This is a genomic window from Ideonella livida (assembly GCF_010499455.1).
Classification (GTDB): domain Bacteria; phylum Pseudomonadota; class Gammaproteobacteria; order Burkholderiales; family Burkholderiaceae_C; genus Ideonella; species Ideonella livida.
This window is the reverse complement of sequence record NZ_JAAGOH010000002.1, coordinates 134,462-157,773: the sequence shown is the minus strand read 5'-3', so window position 1 is coordinate 157,773 and position 23,312 is coordinate 134,462. Positions and strand designations below refer to the sequence as shown.

The following is a 23,312-nucleotide window of genomic DNA, read 5'->3' as shown; positions in this document are numbered from 1 at the left end:
CCCGGCGTCCCGGGTGGCCGTCGGCGGACGCGCATGTGGATCGACACCCATTGCCACTTGGATGCGCCCGAATTCGCGCCGGACGTGGACGACGTGGTGGCCCGGGCGCGTGCCGCCGGCGTGCACGCGATGGTGCTGCCAGCGGTGGCCGCCGCCCATTTCGGCACGGTGCGTGCGCTGGCCCACCGCCATGGCCTGGCCTATGCCCTGGGCTTGCATCCCTTGTTTGTGGACCAGGCCGAGGAGGAGGACCTGGACCGGCTGGACCAGGCCCTGGCGCAGGCCCGCGACGACCCGCGCCTGGTGGCCGTGGGCGAGATCGGGCTGGACCACTTCGTGCCGGGCCTGGACCGCGCCCGGCAGCAGCGCTTCTACGAGGCGCAGCTGCGGCTGGCGCGCCGCCATGGGTTGCCGGTGCTGCTGCATGTGCGCCGCTCGGCCGATGCCTTGCTGGCCGGCCTGGGCCGGCATCCGGTGTGCGGTGGCATCGCCCATGCCTGGAACGGCAGCGATGCCCAGGCCGGGCGGTTCGTGGCGCGTGGTCTGGCCCTGGGCTTTGGCGGGGCCATGACCTTTGAGCGTGCCCTCAACATCCGTCGTCAGGCTGCACAGCTGCCCGCAGAGTCCCTGGTGCTGGAGACCGATGCCCCCGACATTCCCCCGTGGTGGCTCTACCGTACCGCCGCCCAGCGGGCCGCGGCCGCCACCGACCAGGGGCCGTCCACTGCCGGGCCGGCCCTGGCCTCCAGCGGCCATGGCCGCAACGAGCCCGCGCAGCTGCCGCGCATTGCCGCCAGCCTGGCCGCGTTGCGCGGCTGGACGCTGGAGGAGACGGCGCGGCAGACCGGCGCCAATGCCTGCCGGGTGCTGCCGCGGCTGGGGGCGCTGGTGTGAGCCGCCTGCTTCGCACCCCGGCGGTACCAGGCGGGGCCGCCGCGGGGCCTGAGCCCGTGCCCGTGCGCCACGGCCTGCCGCCGCAGTGGGCACCGCATTGCCGGCTCCTGGTGCTGGGCAGCTTTCCGGGGCAAAGCTCCCTGGCGCAACAAGCCTATTACGGCCATCCCCGCAACCAGTTCTGGCCGCTGCTTTCCGCCTTGTGGGGGGAGGACCTGACCGGGCTGCCGCCCCTGCAGCGCCAGGACCGGGCGGTGGCCCGCGGCCTGGCGATTTGGGACGTCTATGCGCACTGCCGTCGGCCGGGCAGCCTGGACGCCGACATCCGGGAGGCCGTGCCCAACGACCTGGCCGGCCTGGTGGCGCGTCTGCCCGGCCTGCGGGGCATCGCCCACAATGGCGGGGAATCGGCGCGCCTGCGCCGCCTGACCGAAACCCTGGGCCCGCCGGTCTACCGGCTGCCTTCCACCAGCCCCGCCAACGCCAGCTGGTCCTTCGAGCGCAAACGCCTCGCCTGGGCCGAGGTGCTGCAGGCCTGCGGGCTGCTGGACCCGTCCTGATCCCTTGAACCGCGCCGTGAAACCTGCCCGCAAGAACCGTCCTCCCCGCGCCACCCGCCCCGATCCCCATAGCCTGCCCAGCGCCGAGCCGACGGTGGGTGCCACCATGTCCGAGGCGGCTGGCGTGCGCTACCTGCACCTGGATTCGGTCTGGGTGCAGGGGGCCATGCGCATTGCCGAGCCCTGGGCGCTGGAGCTGGAGTACATCCAGCGCATGATGGCCGGTCTGCTCTGGCGCGACAGCGAGGCCCTCACCGAGGGCCGGGCGGTGCAGCTGGGGCTGGGGGCTGCCGCGCTCACCAAGTTCTGCCACAAGGTGCTGCGCATGCCCACCACGGCGGTCGAGCTCAACCCCAGCGTCATCCAGGCCTGTCGCTTGTGGTTCCGGCTGCCCGATGACGATGCCCGCCTGGCGGTGCTGCAGCAGGACGCCGCCCGTTGGGTCGCCGATCCGGCCAACCGCCATGTGGCCCAGCTGCTGCACGTGGACCTCTATGACCATGAGGCCGCCGCGCCGGTGCTGGACGACGAGGACTTCTACGCCGCCTGCCGCGACGTGCTGGACGAGGACGGGGTGATGACCGTCAACCTCTTCGGCCGCAGCAGCAGCTTTGCCCGCTCCGCCGGCCGGGTGGCCCGGGTCTTTGGTCTGGAGCAGGTGCGCTGCCTGCGGCCCACCCGGGAAGGCAACACCGTGCTGGTGGCCGCACGCCACACGGCACTGCCCGAACGTGAGGTGCTGGCGCTGCGCGCCGCTAAGATCGAAGAACGCTTCGGTCTGCCAGCCCGCAAGTGGCTGCGCATGATCCGACCGCTGGACCCCGCCCTTGTGGCGACTTCCCCTGCCGGGCCATGACCCTCACCCACGCCGTTCCTCCTGCCGCCGCTTCTGTCACCCTCAGCGCGGCCACCACGCCGCCGGCGGCTGCTGCGCCCGCTTCCGCCACGGCCCCTGGCGGGCGGCCGCGCTACCAGGGCCGGCTGGAGATGCGGCGCCTGCTGAAGTGGCTGCGCGACGACGGCCTGCTCAGCGTGGAGGAGGCGGACCGCCTGGCCAAGCGCTTTGGCCATAGCGACTCGGCCCTGCATCCCCTGAGCCGCCTGGCGGGCGCCGGACTGCGCGACCAGCGCAGCCACGACCCGCTCAACATGGAGCGGCTGGTGCTGTGGCTGGCCGGCCGCTGTGGCCTGGGCAGCATGAAGATCGACCCGCTGCGCGTCGAGTCCAGCAAGGTCCAGGAGGTGATGTCGCAGGCCTACGCCGAGAACCGGCGCTCGCTGCCGGTTTATGTGGGGGTGCAGGAAATCACCATCGCCACCTGCGAGCCCTTCGACGTGGCCTGGGTGCCGGAGATCGAGGCCCACACCAAGCGCCACATCCGCCTGGTCCTGGCCTCACCCGACGAGATCCACCGCTTCACCGGCGACTTCTACGCCCTGGCGCACAACGTGCGCCACGCCCGCAAGACCAACGAGTCGGCCGCTGCCCACACCTTCGAGCAGCTGGTGGAGCTCAAGGGCCGCGACAACCTGGATGCCAACGACCAGGGCGTCATCCAGATCGTCGACTGGCTCTGGCAGTACGCCTTTGACCAGCGCGCCAGCGACATCCACCTGGAACCCCGGCGCGACATGGGCGTCATCCGCCTGCGCATCGACGGGGTGCTTCACCTGGTGCACCAGGTGCCCACCCCGGTGATGGCCGCCATGACCGCCCGCATCAAGCTGCTGGGCCGCATGGACGTGATCGAGAAGCGCCGCCCGCAGGATGGCCGCATCAAGACCCGCCGCGCCCAGGTGGCGCCGGGCGAGAACGCCGAGGTGGAGATGCGGCTGTCGACCCTGCCCACCGCTTTCGGCGAGAAGGTGGTGATGCGCATCTTCGACCCCGAGTCGGTGAACAAGCCCTTCGACGCACTGGGCTTCTCGGTGGAGGAGGCCGTGCGCTGGGGCGAGCTCATCGGCCGCAGCCACGGCATCGTCCTGGTGACCGGGCCTACCGGCTCGGGCAAGACGACCACGCTCTATTCCACACTCAAGAAGCTCGCCACCGAAGAGGTCAACGTCTGCACCGTCGAGGACCCCATCGAGATGGTGGAGCCCAGCTTCAACCAGACGCAGGTGCAGCCCGCGGTCGAGCTGGGTTTTGCCGAGGGTCTGCGCGCCCTGATGCGCCAGGACCCCGACATCATCATGGTCGGCGAGATCCGCGATCTGGAGACCGCGGAGATGGCCATCCAAGCCGCGCTCACCGGCCACCTGGTGTTCAGCACCCTGCACACCAATGACGCACCGTCTTCCATCACCCGGCTGATCGACCTGGGCGTGCCGCCCTACCTGATCACCGCCACCGTGGTGGGCGTGCTGGCTCAGCGCCTGACCCGTACCCTGTGCCCCACCTGCAAGACACTGGACGACAGTGACACGGTGCGCCAGGAGCTGGAGCGCCAGGCTCAGCCCTGGCGCCTGTCTCCCCACATGCGGCCGCACCGCGCCGTGGGTTGCCCCGATTGCCGTCAGACGGGTTTTCGCGGCCGTACCGCGCTCTACGAGCTCATGACCCTGAGCGAGGCGCTGCAGAACGACATCCATCCCACCTTCGACCTGGCCCGTCTGCGCCGCCATGCCGTCAAGGAAGGCATGCGGCCGCTGCGCATGGCCGGCCTGGCCAAGGTGGCCGAGGGCCAGACCACGCTGGAGGAGGTGCTGCGCGCCACCCCGCGCTGGGAGCGCAGTGCCCCGGCCACCGGCACGGCCTCAGGGCCGGCCGCCCCAGGCGGCATCACCTGAAGCCGGCGGTCCGCGGGCTGGATTCTGCTTACGTGTAATCCACAGCGAAGTCCCGGGGGGCGGTTCCTAGAATGCGCCGCAACCCTGGAATCGAGGAGACACACGTGAGAATCAAGAGTCAGCGGGACTTCTGGTCCGGCCTGATGTTCATCGCCATCGGCGTGGCATTCGCCTGGGGCGCGACCGAGTACAGCTTCGGTTCGTCCGCCCGGCCGGGTCCCGGCTACTTCCCTTTTGGCCTGGGCATCCTGATGGCCGTGCTCGGCGCCATCGTGACCTTCAAGGCCCTGACCGTCGAGACGGTGGATGGCGATCCCATCGGTGCCTTCGCCTGGCGTCCGCTGGTCATCATCATCGGTTCGGTCATCGCCTTCGGCTTCCTGCTGCCGCGCGCCGGCATGCTTGTGTCGCTGCCGCTGCTGGTGCTGGTCTCCAGCTTGGCCAGCGACGAGCACACCTGGAAGGGCTCGATCATCAACGCCGTCGTGCTGACCGCCATGTCCTATGGGGTGTTTGTCGTCGGCCTCAAGCTCACCATCCCCGTGCTGCCGGCCTTCATGACCGCGACCGGCGCCTGAGGAGACGAATTCCATGGAACTGCTGTCCAACCTGGGTCTGGGCTTCCAGACCGCCTTCACCCTCACCAACCTGCTGTACGCGCTGGGCGGTGCCATTCTGGGTACGCTGATCGGCGTGCTGCCCGGCCTGGGGCCGGTGGCCACCATCGCCATGCTGCTGCCCAGCATCTACTCGCTGGATGCCACCCCGGCCCTGATCATGCTGGCTGGCATCTACTACGGCGCGCAGTACGGTGGCTCCACCACCGCCATCCTGATCAACGTGCCGGGTGAGTCCAGCTCGGTGGTGACCGCCATCGACGGCTACTCGATGGCCCGCAAGGGTCGCGCTGGTGCGGCGCTGGCCGCCGCCGGCCTGGGCTCGTTCTTCGCGGGCTGCGTGGGCACGATCATCATCGCCGCCTTCGCGCCGCCCCTGACCGAGCTGGCCTTCAAGTTCGGCCCGGCCGAGTACTTCAGCCTGATGACCCTGGGCCTGATCGGCGCGGTGGTGCTGGCCTCGGGCTCGCTGGTCAAGGCCATCGCCATGATCCTGCTGGGTCTGCTGCTGGGTCAGATCAACACCGACGTGATCTCCGGCACGCCGCGCTACAGCTTCGACATTGCTGAGCTGACCGACGGCATCGGCTTCGTCACCATCGCCATGGGCGTGTTCGGCTTTGGCGAGATCATCTCCAACCTGGGCCGCCCGGCCGAGCACCGTGAGGTGTTCACCAAGGACGTCAAGGGCCTGTGGCCGACCAAGCAGGACGTGAAGGACGCCTTCCCGGCCGTGCTGCGCGGCACCGCACTGGGTTCCATCCTGGGTGTGCTGCCCGGTGGTGGCGCGCTGCTGGCCTCGTTTGCCGCCTACACGGTCGAGAAGAAGACCAAGGGTCGCGAAGGTGAAGTGCCGTTCGGCCAGGGCAATATCCGCGGCGTGGCCGGTCCGGAGTCGGCCAACAACGCCGGCGCGCAGACCAGCTTCATCCCCATGCTGACGCTGGGCATCCCGCCCAACGCGGTGATGGCGCTGATGGTGGGCGCGATGACCATCAAGGGCATCCAGCCGGGCCCGCAGGTGATGACCAGCAACCCGGAACTGTTCTGGGGCCTGATCGCCTCCATGTGGATTGGCAATGCGCTCCTGGTGATCCTGAACCTGCCGCTGATCGGCATCTGGATCAAGTTGCTGACCGTGCCCTACAAGCACCTGTTCCCGGCGATCCTGAGCTTCTGCTGCATTGGCCTGTACACGCTGAACAACAACAACTTCGACGTCTACATGGCCGCGGCCTTCGGCGTGGTGGGCTACTTGTTCTACAAGCTGGCCTGTGAACCCGCGCCGCTGCTGCTGGGTTTCATCCTGGGCCCGATGATGGAAGAGAACCTGCGCCGCGCCCTGCTGCTGTCCCGCGGTGACTGGACCACGTTCCTGACCCGTCCGCTGTCCATGGGTCTGCTCATTGCCGCCGCCCTGATGATCGTGGTGGTGATGCTGCCGTCCATCAGCAGCAAGCGCCAAGAGGCCTTCCAGGACGCCGATTGAACCTGCGTCCCCCGCTCCCCCGATCTGCCGCCACGGCTTGTGCGCGGCGGGCGGGGACCTACGCAAAGCCCCGCCCCGTGCGGGGCTTTTGCATGGCGGGTCCATTCTCGCGTCCACCCCGGTGACGGGGTCCCTCCGATGAACACCCCAGAGCCTCCCCCCCAGGCACCGGCCACGTCCGGGCCCCAGACCTCCGCCGGCGCCTCCGCCCTGGCGCCACTGACCGAGCCGGTCTTCCGCATGCTCTGGCTGGCCTGGCTGGCCGCCAACATCTGCATGTGGATGAATGACGTGGCCGCCGCCTGGCTGATGACCACGCTCACCACCAGCACCACCATGGTGGCCCTGGTGCAGGCAGCCTCCACGCTGCCGGTGTTTCTGCTGGGTTTGCCCAGTGGTGCGCTGGCGGACATCCTGGACCGGCGCCGCTACTTTGCCGCCACGCAGTTGTGGGTGGGGCTCAACGCCGTGGTGCTGGCGGCCGTCAGCCTGGCCGGGGTCATGACGGCGCCGCTCCTGCTGCTGCTGACCTTCACCAACGGGGTGGGGCTGGCCCTGCGCTGGCCGGTGTTCGCGGCGATCGTGCCCGACGTGGTCAGCAAGCCCAACTTGGGTCAGGCGCTGGCGCTCAATGGCGTGGCCATGAACCTCTCGCGCATCATCGGCCCCATCGTGGCCGGTGCGCTGCTTTCGGCAGCGGGAGAGAGCTGGGTGTTCGGCCTCAATGCCCTGCTGTCGGCGGTGGCCTTCGTGATGATCCTGCGCTGGCGCTCGCAGCAGCGGCGCCAAAGCGCGCTGCCCGGCGAGCGCTTCATTGGCGCCATGCGGGTGGGTCTGCAGCACGTCTGGCAGTCCCCGCCCATGCGACTGATCTGGCAGCGGGTGTTCCTGTTCTTCATGCAGACGGCGGCGCTCATGGCCCTGCTGCCGCTGATCGCCCGGCAGCTCGGCGGCGGGGCACACCTGTTCACCGGTTTCCTGGCCTGCCAGGGGGCCGGCGCGGTCTTTGCGGTGATGATGTTTCCTCGCTGGCGGGCGCGCTTCACCGGGCCGCAGTTTGTGTTGTGGGGCTCGCTGGCCCACGGCCTGGCCACGCTCACCGTGGCGCTCGCCCCGCATCCCGCAGTCGCCCTGGTGGCCATGGCGGTGGCCGGCATGGCCTGGATCTCCACCGCCAACACCTTGACCGTGGCCGCGCAGATGGCGTTGCCGGGCTGGGTGAGGGCGCGCGGCATGGCCATCTACCAGATGGGCCTGATGGGCGGCACCGCGGTGGGTGCCGCGGTGTGGGGGCAGGTGGCGGGCCACAGCAGCCTGCGGGTGGCGCTGGCCAGCTCGGTGGCCTTCGGCTTGCTGCTGCTGGCGGTCTACCGGCGCCGCCCCATCGGCGCCTCCACCCCGGAGGACCTGGCGCCTGCGCGTCCCCTGGTGCCCGAGACCCCGGTGGTGGGCGTGCAGCCGGAGGACGGCCCCGTCATGGTCACGGTGGAGTACCGCATCGACCCCAGCCGGCTGGAGGCGTTCACGGCCCTCATGCAGGAGTCGCGCCGTGCCCGCCTGCGCCAAGGGGCGCTGAGCTGGGGCCTGTTCCGCGATGCCACCGATCCCAGCCGGGTTCTGGAATACTTCGTCGATGAGAACTGGGTGGAGCACCAGCGGCGGCATGAACGCTTCACCGCGGCCGATGCCGGTCTGCGTGACCGGCGGCTGGCCTTCCACATCGGTGCCGAGCCGCCCGCGGTGCACCGCTATGTGGCCCAGGATGGCCACCACTGAGGTCGCCACCGCCTCCAGTGCCCCCGCCGGTTGCCGCCGCGGGGCCGATCCCTCTTGACCGTGCTTCGATGACCCGCACCTCCGCCCTGGCTACGCCAGGCGCCGGCCCGGCTTGGCCGGGCATCACCTTGGCTGCCCTGGGCGCCATCGGCTTCTCCGGCAAGGCCATCCTGGCCAAGCTCATGTACCGCCACGGGGTGGATGCCGTCACCGTGGTGGCCTGGCGCATGCTGATGGCGCTGCCCCTGTTCCTGCTGCTGGCCTGGTGGGCTGGACGTGGCCGCCCTCCGCTGACGCGGCGCGATGCGCTGGCGGTGGGCGGCCTGGGCTTCACCGGTTACTACGCGGCCAGCATGCTGGACTTCTACGGCCTGATGTACATCTCGGCCAGCCTGGAACGCCTCATCCTCTACCTCGGCCCGACCATCGTCATGGTGCTGTCGGTGCTGTGGTTCAAGCGCCATGTCAGCCCGCGCCAGTGGGCGGCCGCCGCGGTGAGCTACGCCGGGGTGATGCTGGTCTTCGGCCATGAGTGGCAGCTGGCCGGCGGACATGTGGCCTGGGGCGCCGCCCTGGTGTTCGGCAGCGCGGTCAGCTACTCCATCTACCTGCTGGGCAGCGGTGAGGTGGTGCAGCGGCTGGGCTCCATGCGCCTGACCGGCCTGGCCAGCACGGCGGCCTGCGTGTTCTGCCTGCTGCACTTTGTGGCGGTGCGCCCGCTGACCGCCCTGGCGGTACCCGAGCCGGTGCTCTGGCTTTCCGCGCTCAATGCGATCACCTGCACCGTGTTGCCGGTGCTGGCGGTGATGATGGCCATCGAGCGCATCGGCTCGGCGCTGACTGCACAGATCGGGATGATCGGGCCGCTCTCGACCATCCTGCTGGGGGTGTGGCTGCTGGGCGAGCCCTTCTTTGCGCTGCTGCTGGTGGGCACCGCCCTGGTGATGACCGGCGTGTGGCTGCTGGCGCGCTGGCGCTGAGCGGCGCGCCGTCACTTTCCACTTCTCAAGGAGTCTGCGTCATGGACATGGGCATCGCCGGCCGCTGGGCCCTGGTGTGCGCCGCCAGCAAGGGCCTGGGCCTGGGTTGCGCCCAGGCGCTGGCGCGCGAAGGCGTTCATCTCGTCATCACCGCGCGGGGCGAGCCGGCCCTGCAGGCCGCCGCCCAGGCGCTGCGGGGCCAGCATCCCGGCATCGAGGTGCGCACCGTCTGCGGAGACATCACCACCGAGGCCGGCCGTGCCGCCGCCCTGGCCGCCTGCCCGCAGGTGGACATCCTGGTCAACAACGCCGGGGGGCCGCCGCCGGGTGACTTCCGGCAGTGGGAGCGCGCGGCCTGGTTGGCCGCACTGGAGGCCAACATGCTCACACCCATCGAGCTGATCAAGGCCACGGTGGACGGCATGGCTGCGCGGGGTTTTGGCCGCGTGGTCAACATCACTTCCGGTGCGGTCAAGGCCCCCATCGACATCCTGGGCCTGTCCAACGGGGCGCGCAGCGGGCTCACCGGCTTCATCGCGGGGCTGGCGCGCCAGCCGCAGCTGGCCGGCCGCAACGTCACCCTCAACAACCTGTTGCCCGGCGCCTTTGACACCGAGCGCCTGGCCAAGACCTTTGAGGGGTCGGCCGCCAAGACGGGCCAGCCGCTGCCCGCCTTGCGCGCGCAGCGCATGGGGGCCATTCCGGCGGGCCGGTTCGGGCAGCCCGAAGAGTTCGGTGCTTTCTGCGCCTTCCTGTGCAGCGCGCAGGCCGGCTACATCACCGGGCAGAACCTGCTCATCGACGGCGGCGCCTATCCCGGCACCTTCTGAGCCCCGGGCGGGGGCGTCGCGGGGTCAGAGACGGCCCACGCAGCCCGGCGCCCCGCATTGGCAGGTCAGCCGGCCTTCGTGGTGGGTCTCGCCGTAGTTGACGGTGATTTCCTCGCCCACGGCGATGTCGCGCAGCGCATAAAACTCGATGCGGCCGTCGCGGATGCACAGCCGGCCATTGGGCTGGCAGCTGTGGTTGGTGAAGCGCATCGGGTCGGTGGACTGCGCCAGGTCGATGGCGGTCTTGTAGCTGACCTCCACGATCATGATGCGCTCCAGCGTCTCGGCCCGGCGCCGGGCCTCGGCCACGCTGATCGTCTCTCCCCGCACTTCACCGATCTTGCGCTTGGCGGGCACCGGCTCCAGGGCGAACACACCAAAGCCGTCGATGGGGCTGCGGCGCACAGCCACGTCGTACTTCTGGTACGGCGGACGGATGGCGAGCACCCCCATCAGCCGTGCTCCCGCATCCGGCGCCGGAGGGCCGCAGAAGGCGGGCACCGCCTCGGGTGCCGCGGCGGCAACAGGAGCAGGGGCCAGGCGCGGCATGTGACGCAGGGGCGCGCGACGGTCACAGGCCGGTGGCGTGGGGCAGGTGGGGGGCGGGCACCACGGCGTCGCCCTTCCAGCCCTTCTGGCGGTGCTCGGCGATCACGTTGGTGTAGATGCCGCCGCGTACATACCAACGGGCGGTGATGCGGGCATAGCGCGGTTGGGTCACCGCCACGATCTTGCTCAGGATGTCATTGGTCACCTTCTCATGGAAGGCGCCCTCGTGACGGAAGCTCCACATGTACATCTTGAGGCTCTTGAGTTCCACGCACAGCTCATTTGCCACCATGTCGATGGTGAAGTGGGCGAAGTCCGGCTGGCCGGTCAGCGGGCAGTGGCAGGTGAACTCGGGAATCTGGAACTGGATCACATAGTCCCGCTCCGGCGCCGGATTGGGGAAGACGTGCAGTTCCTTGCTGGGGGCGCTGGGCGGGTTGACCGGCACCGGGCGCTGAGTCGGGTGGGCCTCGGCCTGGGGGGCGGCGGCAGGCTTGGCGGCCCGGCGAGCCGGGGCCTTGGCCCGCTTGGCGCCCGGCTGGGGCGCTGCCTGGGGGGCGGTCTGGGCGGTGGGGGCCGCGGCCTCGGCGGCCGGGGTGGCGGTCTTCTTGCGGGTGGCCATGGCAGGTCCGGTCAAAAAAGTGGCGGATGGTATCATCCCGCCGCCTTCCGGCGCCGCTGGAGTGGCTGAAACATTAAACAAATCAATTACTTGCCTCGTCATTGAGGGTCCGGGCCGACGGCCTGCGCCGCCCTTGGGGTGCCATGCGGCTCAACCAGATCAAGCTTTCCGGCTTCAAGTCCTTCGCCGATCCCACCGCCTTCCAGCTGCCGGGGCAGCGGGTGGGCGTGGTCGGCCCCAACGGCTGCGGCAAGTCCAACATCATGGACGCCGTGCGTTGGGTGCTGGGCGAGAGCAAGGCCAGCGAGTTGCGTGGCGAGTCCATGCAGGACGTGATCTTCAACGGCTCGGGCAACCGCAAACCCGCCAGCCGGGCCAGCGTGGAGCTGGTGTTCAGCAATGAGGACGGCCGCGCGGGCGGCAGCTGGAACCAGTTTGCCGAGATCGCCGTCAAGCGCGTGCTCACCCGTGACGGCAACTCCAGCTACTACATCAACAACCAAGCGGTGCGCCGCCGCGATGTGCAGGACGTGTTCCTGGGCACCGGCCTGGGGCCGCGGGCCTACGCCATCATCGGCCAGGGCACCATCAGCCGCATCATCGAGAGCAAGCCCGAGGAACTGCGCCTGTTCCTGGAGGAGGCCGCCGGCGTCTCCAAGTACAAGGAGCGCCGCCGCGAGACCGAATTGCGCCTGCGTGACACCCGGGACAACCTCAGCCGGGTCGAGGACATCCTCACCGAGCTGAGTCACAACCTGGAGAAGCTGGAGCGCCAGGCCGAGGTGGCCACCCGCTACAAGAACCTGCAGGAGCAGGGCACCCTCAAGCTGCATCAGCTCTGGTACCTCAAGCACCGCGATGCGGCCGCCGAGAGCCAGCGCGTGCACCTGGCCACCCTCGAAGCCACCAACGCCCTGGAGGCCAAGGTCGCGGAGCTGCGCCATGTGGAGGCTGAGCTGGAGGTCATCCGCCAGGGCCACTACGAGGCCTCCGACCTGCTGCACACCCGGCAGGCCGACTTGTCGCAGGCGCAGATGGAGGTGAGCCGGCTGGAGGAGCGCATCCGCTTCGTGGTCGAGGGCCGACAGCGCGCCCAGGCCCGGCTGGTCGAGCTGCAGGCCCAGCAGGCCCAGTGGGCGGCCCGTGCCGAGCAGGCCGTGGCCGAGCAGGAAGACCTCGCCGGCCAGATGGCCGCGGCCGAGGAGCAGGCCGAGCTGCTGGCCGCCCAGGCCGAGGAGCACAGCGGCGAGGCCCCCCAGGTCGAGGAGAAGCTGCGTGCGGCGCAGCAGCGCGCCAACGCCCAGCGTGGCAAGGTGGCCGAAGTGCAGCAGCAGATCCAGCTGCTGGCCGCTGAGAGCCGGCACCTGGACGAGCAGCTCCGCGCCCTGCGGACCCGCCATGAGCGCTTGGGCACCGAGCGCCGCGGCCTGGCCGCGCCCGACACCGGCCGCCTGCAGCAGCTCAAGGACGACCTGGCCGAGGCCGAGGCCATCCAGGAGGAGACCCAGGGTGCGTTGCACCTGCTGGGCGAAGAGGCGCCGCTGCTTGAGGCCCAGCGCCGGCAAGCCCAGGAGGAGGCCAACGCCCAAGGTCGCCACCAGGCCGAGCTGGGCGCCCGGCTGGAGGCCCTGCGCGCCCTGCAGGAGAAGGTGCAGACGGGGGGAAAGCTCCAGCCCTGGCTGGCCAAGCACGGCCTGACCGGGCTCCACCAGCTCTGGCAGCAACTGCACATCCAGGACGGCTGGGAAGTGGCATTGGAGGCGGCGCTGCGCGAACGCCTGAACGCCCTGCCGGTGGGTCGGCTGGACATCCTGCGCGCCTTTGCCGCCGATGCCCCCCCGGCCAAACTGGCCTTCTACGCCACCGGGCAGGCCCCCTCGGCCGCGCCGGCGCCGGCGCCGGCCCTGGCCGGGCTGCCGCGCCTGAGTGCGCTGCTGCGGGTGCAGGACACGGCGCTGCAGGCGCTGCTGGCCGACTGGCTGGAAGGGGTGCATACCGCCGCCACGCTCGATGAGGCCCTGGCCCAACGGGCCCAGCTGCGTCATGGCGGGCTGATCATGACGCCCCAGGGGCATGCCGTTTCGCAGTTCTCGGTGGCTTTCTATGCCCCGGACTCCGAGCAGGCGGGTCTGCTGGCGCGCCAGCAGGAGATCGAGAACCTTGACCGCGCCCACCGCGCCCAGGCCCTGCTGGCCGAAGACGCGCGCAGCGCCCTGGTGCGGGTGGACGCGGCCTGCACCGAAGTCACCCACCGCCTCAATGCGGCCCGCCGCGGCGCGCAGGAGGCCCAGCAGCGCGCCCACCAGCTGCAGGTGCAGTGGCTGCAGGCGTCGCAGCAGGCCCAGGCCGCGCAGAACCGTCGCAGCCAGCTCGACGAGGAGTTGGCTGAGGTCCAGGCCCAGATGGATGAGCTGCAGGAGCGGCGCGCCACCGGCGAGGCCCGCTTTGAGGAACTGGACCTGTCCCTGGCCGACACCCAGGAACGCCATGCCGAGCTGGAGGATGCCGTCATCGGCGTCGAGCGCCAGCTGGCCCAGGCCCGTGAACAGCTGCGCACCCTGGAACGCCAGGCGCAGGAGGCCCAGTACCAAGCCCGCGCACTCATGGCCCGACGCGCCGAGCTGGGCCGGGCCATCGAGACCGCCCAGCAGCAGCTGCAGCAGAGCCAGCAGGCGGCTGTGCGCCTGCAGGAGGAGCTGCAAGGCTTTGACGATGCCGCCGCGCAGGCCGGCCTGCAGGACGCGCTGGATGAGCAGGGCCGGCGCGAGCAGGCCCTGGCGGCGGCGCGTGCCCAGTTTGACGAGCTCAGCCAGCGGCTGCGCGCCGCCGACGAGCAGCGTCAGGCGCTGGAGCGCGACCTGCAGCCCTTGCGCGACCAGATCACCCGGCTGCAGCTGGAGAGCCAGGCCGCCGAACTCGGCGGCGCGCAGTACCTGGAGCAGCTCACCGCCGCCGGGGTGGACATGGACGCGCTGGGTCTCGGCATCGAGGCCGGTCAGGTCAAGCTCTGGGGCCTGCAGGGCGAGATCGACCGCATCAACCGTGACATCGCCGCCCTGGGGGCGGTCAACCTGGCGGCGCTGGAGGAGCTGGCCTCGGCCCGCGAGCGCAAGACCTTCCTGGACGCCCAGCACGCCGACCTGACCGATGCCATCCAGACCCTGGAGAACGCCATCGCCAAGATCGACCTGGAGACCCGTGACCTGCTCATGGGTACCTTCAACCAGGTCAACGACGGATTCGGCCGCATGTTCCCCAGCCTGTTTGGCGGGGGCACTGCCCGGCTCATCATGACCGGGGACGAGGTGCTGGAGGCAGGCGTGCAGGTCATGGCCCAGCCGCCGGGCAAGAAGAACTCCACCATCCACCTGCTGTCGGGTGGCGAGAAGGCGCTCACCGCGATTGCGTTGGTGTTTGCCATCTTCATGCTTAACCCGGCGCCGTTCTGTCTGCTCGATGAGGTGGACGCGCCCCTGGACGATGCCAACACCGAGCGCTACGCCCGGCTGGTGGCCGAGATGTCCACCAAGGGCACGCAGTTCCTGTTCATCTCGCACAACAAGATTGCCATGGAGATGGCCGAACAGCTGATCGGCGTCACCATGCAGGAGCAGGGCGTCTCCCGCATTGTGGCGGTGGACATGGAAGCCGCGGTGGGCATGATGGAAGCCGCATGACAGGCAGGCATGGCAGCATGCCGGGCTGAAGGACAAGGCACGCAATGACGCTGACGACGGGCTTGATCGGATTGGCCGCCCTGGTGGTGCTGGGCCTGGCGGGGCAATGGTGGTGGGCCACGCGGCGCGCCGAGCGTGCGGCCCGCTTGACCGCGGCCGGCGCCGACGCGGCCGACACCCAGCCCATGGACCGGCTGGAGCCCACGCTGCTGGACTCCCGCCTGGGGGACATGGCCACCCCCGACACCCTGTGCCCGCCTCTGGGTGAGGCGGCCCGGGCGGCCGTCGTGCGGCGCTCGGTGCGCATCGACCCGCTGGTGGACGCCGTGGTGACCCTCACCCCTGAGCAGCCCGTCAGCGGCGACCTGCTGCGCCAGATCACCACCCAGTTCCGCCGGGCCGGGACCAAGCCGGTGCACCTGGAGGCCCATGCCCCGGAGGCGGCGGAGTGGGAGTTGCCGCAGGCCGGGCGCCGCTACGACGAGGTGCAGATTGCAGTGCAGCTCGTCAACCGCCACGGCCCGCTCAACGAGATCGAGTACTCCGAATTCATCCAGGCGGTGCAGGGCCTGGTGGAGCAGTTCAACGCCCGGCTGGACGCCCCGGACATGCTCGACGAGGTGGCCCGCGGCCGGGAACTGGACAGTTTCTGCTCGCAGCACGACATCCAGCTCACCGCCCTGCTGCGCTCCAACTCGGTGTCCTGGGCGGTTTCCTTCGTGCTGCAGAGCGCGGCGCGCCACGGTTTTGTCGCCACGCCCATGCCGGGCCGCCTGGTGCTGCCTGGTGCGCAGGCCACCGACCCGCCGATCCTCACCCTGTCCTACGACGCGCAAGTGGCCCTGGCCGAGGAACCGGGGCAGACCGCGCTGCGTGAGCTGGTGCTGAGCCTGGACGTGCCCCAGACGCCGGAAGGCGCTGAGCCTTTCGCCACCTGGCAGCTCATCGCCCGCCGCCTGGCCGACGACCTGGACGCCGTGCTGGTGGATGACCTGGGCCATCCGATCACCCTGCATGCCTTCAGTGCCATCGGGGCGGAGCTGGAGCGCCACTACCGCACCCTGGCCGAGCATGAGCTGGCGGCCGGCTCCGCCGCCGCGCGGCGCATCTTCTCCTGAGCGCCCGACCGTTTCCCGCGCGGCACTCCACCGAGTCTTGCCCTGGGTCAAACTCGCGAACGACCAGGGTCGCCGCTGACTTTGATAATGACTGTGCGTGAGGCATTGCACAGTTCCGGGCGATGTCCGCGCTGCTATCCAGGAGCCCGGACAGGAGCTAGACATCATGGTGGTGGGAATGGCCTTGCGCCGCGTACCCGGGCGCTTCCTGGGGGCGGGCCTGCTGGCCCTGGCGGCGTTTGGCGGCACGGCCGCCCAGGCCGAGACGGCCCCACTGGACGCGCGGCTCAAGGCGGTCGAGGCCGATCCGGCCCAGCTGCAACTCGCCGTCAACCGCGGCCGCAAGCTGGCCAACTTTTGCGCCAATTGCCACGGCGCCAACGGCAACTCGCCCACACCGGACACACCGACCCTGGCCGGCCAGGGCAGCCAGTACCTGCTGGAGCAGATGAACAAATTCGCCACCGGCCAGCGGCGTGACCCGTTCATGGTGGGCTTGATCAAGGCCATGTCCGACACCGAGAAGGTGGACGCGGTGCTGTTCTACAACCAGCAGCAGGTGCTGGCCCAGCAGGTGGATGACGCCGCCGCCATCCAGCGCGGCAAGACCCTGTTCACCAAGGTCTGCTTCCGCTGCCATGGCAACGAGGGCATGGGCCAGGGCAGCATCCCGCGTGTGGCCGGCCAGAAGCGCGGCTACCTGGTCAAGTCGATCACCCGCTACCGCGACGGCACCGGTGAGCGCATCGACCCGCTGATGGCCTCCAACACCAAGTTCCTGTCCAACGAGGACATCACCGGCCTGGCGGCCTACTTGGCCAGCCTGCGCTGAGCCGCCCGCAGCGCCCGCGCCAGCGGGCGCCACTGGCGCAGCGCCTGGCGGTAGTGGGCAGGGCCTGGCGGTGGGGACTGGACATAGCGCCGCTCGTCCAGCGCCAGCAACCACAACAAGGCTGCCCGCAGTTCAGCCGGGGGCTCCTGTGCCGTGGTGGCCCAGCGCTCCCGCAGCAGTTGCGCCCATTGCCGTGCGCTCTGGCTGGGCAGGGCGGGCACCTGCAGGGCGGCCAGATCCGCACAGACCGTGCTCTGCAGCCGGGCCCAGGGCGCTTGGTGCTGGCGCTGGTGCCAGGCCCAGGCGGCGCCAGCCAGCGCGGCCGCGCTGGCCAGCAGCCCCAGTCCGCGCACCAGGTCGGTCCAGTCGTTCAGGCCCAGCCCCAGGTCCTGTGCCAGGTTGCGTTGCTGCTGCGCACCAAAGCCCAGGATCCACTGGTTCCAGCGGTTGTCCATGCCTTCCAGCCAGCGGCGCATCTGGGCCTGCAGGCCGGGGCTGACGGCATCCAGCGCGCCGGAGACCAGTCCTGCGGGTGGCCGCAGCGCACTGCCGCGGCTGACCCGCTCGGGTGCCACCGCCGAAGTCGGGTCCACCCGCACCCAGCGCCGCTCCCGCTGCGACCAGTACTCCAGCCAGGCATGGGCCTGGCTCTGGCGCACGATCCAGTAACCATCCACCGGCTGCGGGTCCATGCCCTGGTAGCCGGTCACCAGCCGGGCGGGCACGCCCAGGCTGCGCAGAATCACCACGGTGGCGGCGGCATAGTGCTCGCAAAAGCCTGCCCGCTGGTCCAGCCAGAACTCGTCCACCGCGTCGCTCACCGCCGGTGGCGGCGCCAGCGTGTAGCTGTAGGACTGGCTGCGGATGTGCCGCAACAGCGCCACCACCAGCTCGCCGGCCTCCAGCGGGCGGCGTCCACCGCGGGCGGCCTGCAGCTCATCGGCAAAGTCTTCCGCCCAGGCCTGGGTGCGCGGATGCACGCCCGGCGGTAGGTGCAAGGCATCCTCGATGCCCATGCCCCCCAGCCCAGGCCGGGGCCGCACCGCGCTCCAGGCCACCCCATCGAGCTTCAGGCGCTCGCCCAGGGGGGCGATCAGGCGCCACTGCCCCAGGCCGTCGGGCCGCACCGGCCAGTTCCCCAACGGTGGGAAGCCCTCGGGCGTGTCCAGCGTCTGCTCCGGCAGGGGCAGCCAGGCGATGCGGGTCGGCTCCAGCGTCACCTCGTAGCGCCAGCGCGTGGCATTGGGCATGGCCTGGGGGTGGACGATCGGGGCATCGTTGGCACGTCGCCCCATCCACAGCGGAGCCTGCCACTGCCGGCCGTCGTAGTGCACCAGCACCGGGCCACGGAAGTAGCGCTCCTGCGGCGGCGGCACACCATCGGGGAATCGCAGCCGCATGGCGATGCTGTCGTCGGTGGCCAGCTCCGCCACCTCGCCCAGGCTCAGGCGGTCTGACAGGCCGGTGCGTCCGGAGTCACCCGGCATGCCCCACAAGGGGCCGATGCGCGGAAACAGGAAGAACAGCGCCAGCATCACGGGCAGGCCCAGGCCCACCGCGCGCAGCGCCAGGCCCCCCGCCGCCCGCAGCGGCGGCCGTCCGGAGGGCATGTGCGCCAGCGTCAGGGCCGTCAGCCAGCCCCACACCCCGCCCAGCATGCCCAGTGCGGTCAGCAGGTTCTGGGAGTACAGGAACTGGGTGAGGATGAGGAAGAAGCCCAGGAAGAAGACCACCAGGGCGTCGCGCCGGGCGCGCAGTTCCAGGGTCTTGAGGGACATCAGCACCACCAGCAGCATCACCCCGGCCTGTTTGCCCAGCAGGGTGCGCTCGGTCCACCAGGTCAGGCCGGCGGTCAGCACCAGCACCGCCAGCACCGTCCAGCGTCCGGGCAGGGGGGCCAGGCGCCAGGCCAGCCAGCCGCGCCAGGCCAGTACCGTGGCGCACAACACCCCCACCCAGGCCGGCAGGCGCAGCAGCAGCGGGGCCACCGTCCAGGCGATGACGCCCAGCATGAACCAGGTGTCGCGCGTTTCCCGCGAGGCGGCGGCGGCACCGACCGGGGCGAGGACCGGGGCGGGGGCCGGGGCGGTGGGGGCGGCCAGCCTGCCCCGCAGCGCATTCAAGGCGTTCATCAGCGCGGCTCCCAGTCGCACAGCAGGTCCAGTGCCTCGGCTTGGCGCAGGGCCCCCAGTCCGGGGGGCAGGCGCAGGCCAGGCAGGCGCAGGCCCCAGGGTTGTTGGCGCTGTTCGCACAGCAGGATCCAGCCCACCACGCGGGACAGGCGGCGCTCGCCATCGCCGGCCTGGCGGGTCTGGGTCCAGTCCAGCCACAGGTGGTGGGGCAGCTGCGGGCTCGCATCGCGGCTGACCAGCTCGCCGCCGCGGGCCCACTTCTTCCACACCACGCGCCGCGGGGGATCGCCGGGGCGCCAGGCCCGCAGCTCATCGAGTTCTCCGTGCAGGCCGGCACCGACGGCGGCCCCTTGGCGCCCCGAAGGCCCTTCAGGCGCCGGCAGGGGCGGGCAGGGGTGCTCGGGGCGTGGGTGCACCCGCAGCTCACCGGCCGGGCGCCACACGGTCCAGGCCCGGAACAGGCCGAAGGGGTAGCGCGTTTCCAGGCGCAGGGCCGGCAAAGGGTGGCGGCCGCGCACCGGCGCCTGCACGCCCAGGACCACGGTGGTCTGGCCGCCGGGGTCGGCGCAGCTCCAGGTGGGGTGCGCCTGCAGGTCCAGGTCAGCGGGACCCAGGTTCAGGCCGGGGCGGGCGTTGCCCGGGTTGTCCAGCACCACCTCCAACTGCGCCAGCTCTCCGGCAAAGACCGGCCGCACCGGCTTGAGGTGCAACTGCAGCCCGCGCAGGTTGCCGTGGGTCAGGTGGATGGAGGCCAGCCCCGCGCCCGCCAGCAGAAACGTCAGGGCGTAGCCCAGGTTGAGCTGGTAGTTGATAGACGCCACCAGCAACAACATCAGGGTGGCGGCAAAGGCCAGGCCGGCCCGGGTGGGCACGATGTAAATGTTGCGCTGCTGCAGCCGCCAGGTTTCGGTGCGCGGGTGGCGCGCTGTCCACCAGGCCTGCCAGCGCTGGCGCAGTCCCTCGGGGGTCTTCACGTCGTCGGGATCTCAGGTGTCAGGGCAGCGGGGTGGCATCGATCATGGCCCGCACCTGTTCCAGCCGACCACGGCCGGCACCGGGCACCGGGCGCAGGCGGTGTGCCACGGCCTGCGGCAGGATGGCCTGCAGGTCGTCGGGCCGCACATGGTCGCGGCCCTCCAGCAAGGCGGCGGCGCGCGCCAGCCGCAGCACGGCGATGCCGGCCCGCGGCGAGAGGCCTTCCACGAACCAGCGGCCGCTGCGGGTGGCCGCGATCAGCGCCTGCAGGTAGTCCAGCAGCGGTTCGGCCACCCGTACCCGCTGCACCGCCTCCATCGCCTGCACCAACTCGGCCGGGGTCATCACCGCCGGCAACTGGGCCAGCGCCTGGCGGCGGTCCTGTCCGGTCAGCAGCGCCCGCTCGGCAGCCTGATCCGGATAGCCCAGGGACAGGCACATCAGGAAGCGGTCGAGCTGGCTCTCCGGCAGCGGGTAGGTGCCCAGCTGTTCATCCGGGTTTTGAGTGGCGATGACAAAGAACGGGCGCGGCAGCGGGCGGGTTTGCCCATCCACCGAGACCTGGTGCTCCTCCATCGCCTCCAGCAGGGCGCTCTGGGTCTTGGGCCCGGCGCGGTTGATCTCGTCGGCCAGCAGCACCTGGGTGAAGACCGGCCCGGGCTGGAACTGGAAGGTCTCGCGCTGGCGGTCAAAGATGGACACGCCCAGCAGGTCGCCCGGCAGCAGGTCGGAGGTGAACTGCACCCGGCTGAAGGCCAGCCCCAGGGACCGCGCCAGGGCCTGCGCCAAGGTGGTCTTGCCCACACCCGGCACGTCCTCGATCAGCAGGTGTCCCCCTGCCAGCAGGCAGGCCAGGCAGTCCTGGACCTGACGCGGTTTCCCAACAATGATCGTGTTAATCTGACTCTTGAGTTGAGTCAATCGAGCTTGCAGCGATGCTTCCATCATCAGGCCACGATAGCTCAACTTGTGCGGAGACAACGCGCTGGCGCGACAAGACCAATGACCACAGCCTTCTTCACCCATCCTGACTGCCGCCGCCATGACATGGGGCCCGGTCACCCGGAATGCCCGCAGCGGCTGGACGCCATCGAGGACCACCTGCTGGCCACCGGCCTGGACATTGCCCTGACCCGGTTTGAGCCGCCACTGGCCCGCCACGCCGACCTGATGCTGGCCCACTCCGAGGGCTACCTGCTGGAGCTTGACGAGTTCATGAAGCAGGCGGTGGAGACCGGCGAGCACAAGGCCCTGGACCCCGACACCCTGGTCTGCCCGCACACTTGGCAGGCGGCGCTGCGCTCGGCCGGTGCCGCGGTGGCCGCCACCGATCTGGTGCTGGACGGCGGGGCCGAGAACGCCTTTTGCGCCATCCGCCCGCCTGGCCACCACGCCACACGGTCGCAGACCATGGGGTTCTGCTTTTTCAACAACATCGCCATCGCCGCCCGCCACGCGCTGGACGTGCGCGGCCTGGAGCGGGTGGCCATCGTTGATTTCGATGTTCACCACGGCAACGGCACCGAGGACATCGTGGCCGGCGACGAGCGCATCCTGATGGTGAGCTTCTTCCAAGACCAGCTCTACCCCTTCAGCGGCGGTGTGCCGCTGGGCGCCAACATGGTCAACCTGCCCATCCCGGCCTACACCCGGGGCGGCGAGATCCGGGAGCTGATCGAGGCCAACTGGATGCCCGCGCTGGAAGCCTTCAAGCCCCAGATGCTCTTCATCTCGGCCGGTTTTGATGCCCACCGTGAGGACGAGCTGGGCCAGCTTGGCTTGGTGGAGGCGGACTACGAGTGGATCACCCGCCGCCTCAAGGACGTGGCCGACCGCCACTGCGGCGGCCGCATCGTCTCCTGCCTGGAAGGGGGCTACTCGCTCAGCTCCCTGGCGCGCAGCGTGGCGGCTCACCTGCGCGCGCTGGCCGACGTCTGAGCGCCGGCGCGGCGGGGCGGCCCCTGGGCCGCCCACCCGGCACTCAGGGCGCCAGCCGTTCGCGCAGCCAAGCACCATCCTGCAGGCGGTAACTCAGCCGGTCATGCAGACGGGACTTGCGTCCCTGCCAGAACTCCCACTGCTCAGGCACCAGGCGGTAGCCGCCCCAATGTGGCGGGCGATCCGGGTTCAGGCCATGCTGCGCGGCCGCTTTGGCCGCATTGGCCACCAGCACGGCGCGCGACGAGATCACCTGGCTTTGCGGCGATGCCCAGGCCCCCAGCCGAGAATCCAGCGGACGGGAGCGGTAGTAGGCGTCGGACTCCTCGGCGCTCACCTTCTCCACGCGGCCTTCCACCCGCACCACCCGCTCCAGCTCCACCCAGTGGAACTGCAAGGCGGCAAAGGCGTTGTCCGCCAGTTCCCGGCCCTTGCGGCTGTCGTAGTTGGTGTACCAGACCAGACCACGCTCGTCGTAACCCTTGACCAGCACGATGCGCGTGGACGGCCGGCCCTGCGGCCCCACGGTGGCCAGTGTCATGGCATTGGGCTCCGGCACCTGGGCGGCCAGGGCTTCGGTCATCCACTGGTCAAACTGCTGCAGCGGGGCGCTTTGGGACTGGCTCTCGTCCAGCTCGGCGCGCTCATAACTCTTGCGCAGGTGGGCGATGTCTTCGGACAGTTTGCTCATGGCGCCAGTGTAGGCCGTGGGCCTTGGCGGCCCATCGCCAATACGGGGTTGCGCCAGGGTGTAACCCGGGGTATCCGCCACCTGGGGCAAGGCCTTAAGTGAAGCTCCGACTGTCCGCGCAGAGGCGGAGGGCTCACGCTTGAGGCATCCCTTTCCTTCGTCGAACCCCATCACCGCCATGCCCTTGCCAGCCGTTCAGACTTCGCGGCCCGCCGTTCTTGTGGTGGGCGCTGGCCGGAACAGCCGCGGCCAGGGTGCCGCAGGCGTGGTGGCCGAGATGCGGGAAGGCGAGCCGGTACTGGTGCACACCATTCGACGCGCCCTGGCCTCTGGTCTTCCGGTGGTCGTGGTTACCACCGGAGCGTTTGCCGTTGCGGTGGGCAAGCTGGTGGCCACCCGCGACGTGGTGGTATTGGGGCCGGCCGGCAGCCCGGCCCAGGCGGACTTGGGTGAAGCTGTTGCTGCTGGCGTGAGTGCTCGCACAGGCGCCGCTGGCTGGTTGGTGCTGCCAGGCGACATGCCTCGGGTGCAGCCCGATACCTTGCGCCGCGTGGCTGCCGAGCTGGCTCGCCACCCGGTGGCCTATGCCCAGTTCCGGGGCCGTCGGGGCCATCCCATCGGTTTCGGTGCCGAACTTTTTTCTGATCTGGTCCGTTTGAGGGGGGACGATGGCGCGCGGCGCCTGGTTGCCCGCTACCCCGCTCAAGCTGTGGACGTAGATGACCCAGGCGTTCTGCCGAACCCAGAGAGCGAGGAAAACCTGCCGGGCTGGCGCCGTGCCAGGGCGGACCGAGTGCTTGCACCCCCACGTGGCGCTTCTGAAGTGCCTGCTGCCAAGTAGA

20 protein-coding genes are annotated in these 23,312 nt (G+C 70.3%); 14 read left to right on the top strand and 6 right to left on the bottom strand.

The genetic code is table 11. From position 1 onward, the window contains the following. The first annotated feature begins 33 nt into the window (after positions 1 to 33). The 9 genes from G3A44_RS02680 to G3A44_RS02640 all read left to right on the top strand — a co-directional run bounded on the left by G3A44_RS02680 (position 34) and on the right by G3A44_RS02640 (position 9,936). Positions 34 to 894: a TatD family hydrolase gene (locus G3A44_RS02680; RefSeq protein WP_163455944.1), complete on the top strand. Its 861-nt coding sequence runs from the start codon at positions 34 to 36 to the stop codon at positions 892 to 894. 5 nt (positions 895 to 899) lie between these two features. After that, positions 900 to 1,454 (top strand): DNA-deoxyinosine glycosylase, encoded by a 555-nt coding sequence (locus G3A44_RS02675; RefSeq protein ID WP_375138618.1) that lies wholly within the window; start codon positions 900 to 902, stop codon positions 1,452 to 1,454. 106 nt (positions 1,455 to 1,560) lie between these two features. Next, positions 1,561 to 2,310: a spermine/spermidine synthase domain-containing protein gene (locus G3A44_RS02670; protein ID WP_163456088.1), complete on the top strand. Its 750-nt coding sequence runs from the start codon at positions 1,561 to 1,563 to the stop codon at positions 2,308 to 2,310. After that, positions 2,307 to 4,244: a GspE/PulE family protein gene (locus G3A44_RS02665; RefSeq protein ID WP_163455943.1), complete on the top strand. Its 1,938-nt coding sequence runs from the start codon at positions 2,307 to 2,309 to the stop codon at positions 4,242 to 4,244. The genes G3A44_RS02670 and G3A44_RS02665 overlap by 4 nt, the downstream gene beginning before the upstream one ends. Positions 4,245 to 4,348: 104 nt before the next feature. Continuing rightward, positions 4,349 to 4,822 carry a tripartite tricarboxylate transporter TctB family protein gene (locus tag G3A44_RS02660; protein ID WP_163455942.1) on the top strand — a complete coding sequence of 158 codons (474 nt, stop codon included), beginning with the start codon at positions 4,349 to 4,351 and terminating at the stop codon, positions 4,820 to 4,822. Between the two features lie 13 nt (positions 4,823 to 4,835). Continuing rightward, a complete protein-coding gene (locus G3A44_RS02655) occupies positions 4,836 to 6,350 on the top strand; it encodes a tripartite tricarboxylate transporter permease (RefSeq protein WP_163455941.1) in 1,515 nt (504 codons plus the stop codon). A gap of 138 nt (positions 6,351 to 6,488) precedes the next feature. After that, positions 6,489 to 8,126: an MFS transporter gene (locus G3A44_RS02650; RefSeq protein ID WP_163455940.1), complete on the top strand. Its 1,638-nt coding sequence runs from the start codon at positions 6,489 to 6,491 to the stop codon at positions 8,124 to 8,126. Positions 8,127 to 8,194: 68 nt separating this feature from the next. After that, positions 8,195 to 9,106 carry a DMT family transporter gene (locus G3A44_RS02645; protein WP_163455939.1) on the top strand — a complete coding sequence of 304 codons (912 nt, stop codon included), beginning with the start codon at positions 8,195 to 8,197 and terminating at the stop codon, positions 9,104 to 9,106. A 41-nt stretch (positions 9,107 to 9,147) separates the two neighbouring features. Next, on the top strand, positions 9,148 to 9,936 hold the full coding sequence (locus tag G3A44_RS02640) for an SDR family oxidoreductase (RefSeq protein ID WP_163455938.1): 789 nt from the start codon (positions 9,148 to 9,150) through the stop codon (positions 9,934 to 9,936). Positions 9,937 to 9,960: 24 nt separating this feature from the next. On the opposite strand, the gene G3A44_RS02635 is transcribed toward G3A44_RS02640, so the two are convergent. Then, a complete protein-coding gene (locus G3A44_RS02635) occupies positions 9,961 to 10,485 on the bottom strand; it encodes an SET domain-containing protein (RefSeq protein WP_239061662.1) in 525 nt (174 codons plus the stop codon). Positions 10,486 to 10,507: 22 nt separating this feature from the next. After that, on the bottom strand, positions 10,508 to 10,933 hold the full coding sequence (gene queF, locus G3A44_RS02630) for a preQ(1) synthase (RefSeq protein WP_163456086.1): 426 nt from the start codon (positions 10,931 to 10,933) through the stop codon (positions 10,508 to 10,510). 317 nt (positions 10,934 to 11,250) lie between these two features. Between queF and smc the strand changes: the two genes are divergently transcribed. From smc to G3A44_RS02615, 3 genes are all read left to right on the top strand, one after another. Next, positions 11,251 to 14,784 carry a chromosome segregation protein SMC gene (smc, locus tag G3A44_RS02625; protein ID WP_163455937.1) on the top strand — a complete coding sequence of 1,178 codons (3,534 nt, stop codon included), beginning with the start codon at positions 11,251 to 11,253 and terminating at the stop codon, positions 14,782 to 14,784. Positions 14,785 to 14,828: 44 nt separating this feature from the next. Further along, positions 14,829 to 15,902: a cell division protein ZipA C-terminal FtsZ-binding domain-containing protein gene (locus G3A44_RS02620; RefSeq protein ID WP_163455936.1), complete on the top strand. Its 1,074-nt coding sequence runs from the start codon at positions 14,829 to 14,831 to the stop codon at positions 15,900 to 15,902. A 178-nt stretch (positions 15,903 to 16,080) separates the two neighbouring features. Beyond that, positions 16,081 to 16,734 (top strand): c-type cytochrome, encoded by a 654-nt coding sequence (locus G3A44_RS02615; RefSeq protein WP_163455935.1) that lies wholly within the window; start codon positions 16,081 to 16,083, stop codon positions 16,732 to 16,734. On the opposite strand, the gene G3A44_RS02610 is transcribed toward G3A44_RS02615, so the two are convergent. Genes G3A44_RS02610 through G3A44_RS02600 form a run of 3 tightly spaced genes read right to left on the bottom strand, consistent with a single transcriptional unit; the run spans position 16,713 to position 20,786 of the window. After that, entirely contained in the window at positions 16,713 to 18,866 is a 2,154-nt protein-coding gene (locus G3A44_RS02610) for a transglutaminase TgpA family protein (RefSeq protein ID WP_163455934.1), read from the bottom strand. The genes G3A44_RS02615 and G3A44_RS02610 overlap by 22 nt on opposite strands. Further along, positions 18,866 to 19,840 (bottom strand): DUF58 domain-containing protein, encoded by a 975-nt coding sequence (locus G3A44_RS02605; RefSeq protein ID WP_163455933.1) that lies wholly within the window; start codon positions 19,838 to 19,840, stop codon positions 18,866 to 18,868. The genes G3A44_RS02610 and G3A44_RS02605 overlap by 1 nt, the downstream gene beginning before the upstream one ends. A 19-nt stretch (positions 19,841 to 19,859) precedes the next feature. Next, complete coding sequence (locus G3A44_RS02600) at positions 19,860 to 20,786, bottom strand: AAA family ATPase (protein WP_163456085.1); 927 nt, start codon at positions 20,784 to 20,786, stop codon at positions 19,860 to 19,862. A gap of 57 nt (positions 20,787 to 20,843) precedes the next feature. Here G3A44_RS02600 and G3A44_RS02595 point away from each other — a divergent pair, with 57 nt between their 5' ends. Next, the gene (locus G3A44_RS02595; protein ID WP_163455932.1) at positions 20,844 to 21,779 is read left to right on the top strand and encodes a histone deacetylase family protein; all 936 of its coding nucleotides are present in this window, start codon (positions 20,844 to 20,846) and stop codon (positions 21,777 to 21,779) included. 43 nt (positions 21,780 to 21,822) lie between these two features. On the opposite strand, the gene pdxH is transcribed toward G3A44_RS02595, so the two are convergent. Further along, positions 21,823 to 22,470: a pyridoxamine 5'-phosphate oxidase gene (gene pdxH / locus G3A44_RS02590; protein ID WP_163455931.1), complete on the bottom strand. Its 648-nt coding sequence runs from the start codon at positions 22,468 to 22,470 to the stop codon at positions 21,823 to 21,825. A 139-nt stretch (positions 22,471 to 22,609) separates the two neighbouring features. Here pdxH and G3A44_RS02585 point away from each other — a divergent pair, with 139 nt between their 5' ends. Next, complete coding sequence (locus G3A44_RS02585) at positions 22,610 to 23,311, top strand: nucleotidyltransferase family protein (RefSeq protein WP_163455930.1); 702 nt, start codon at positions 22,610 to 22,612, stop codon at positions 23,309 to 23,311. Position 23,312 lies beyond the last annotated feature (1 nt).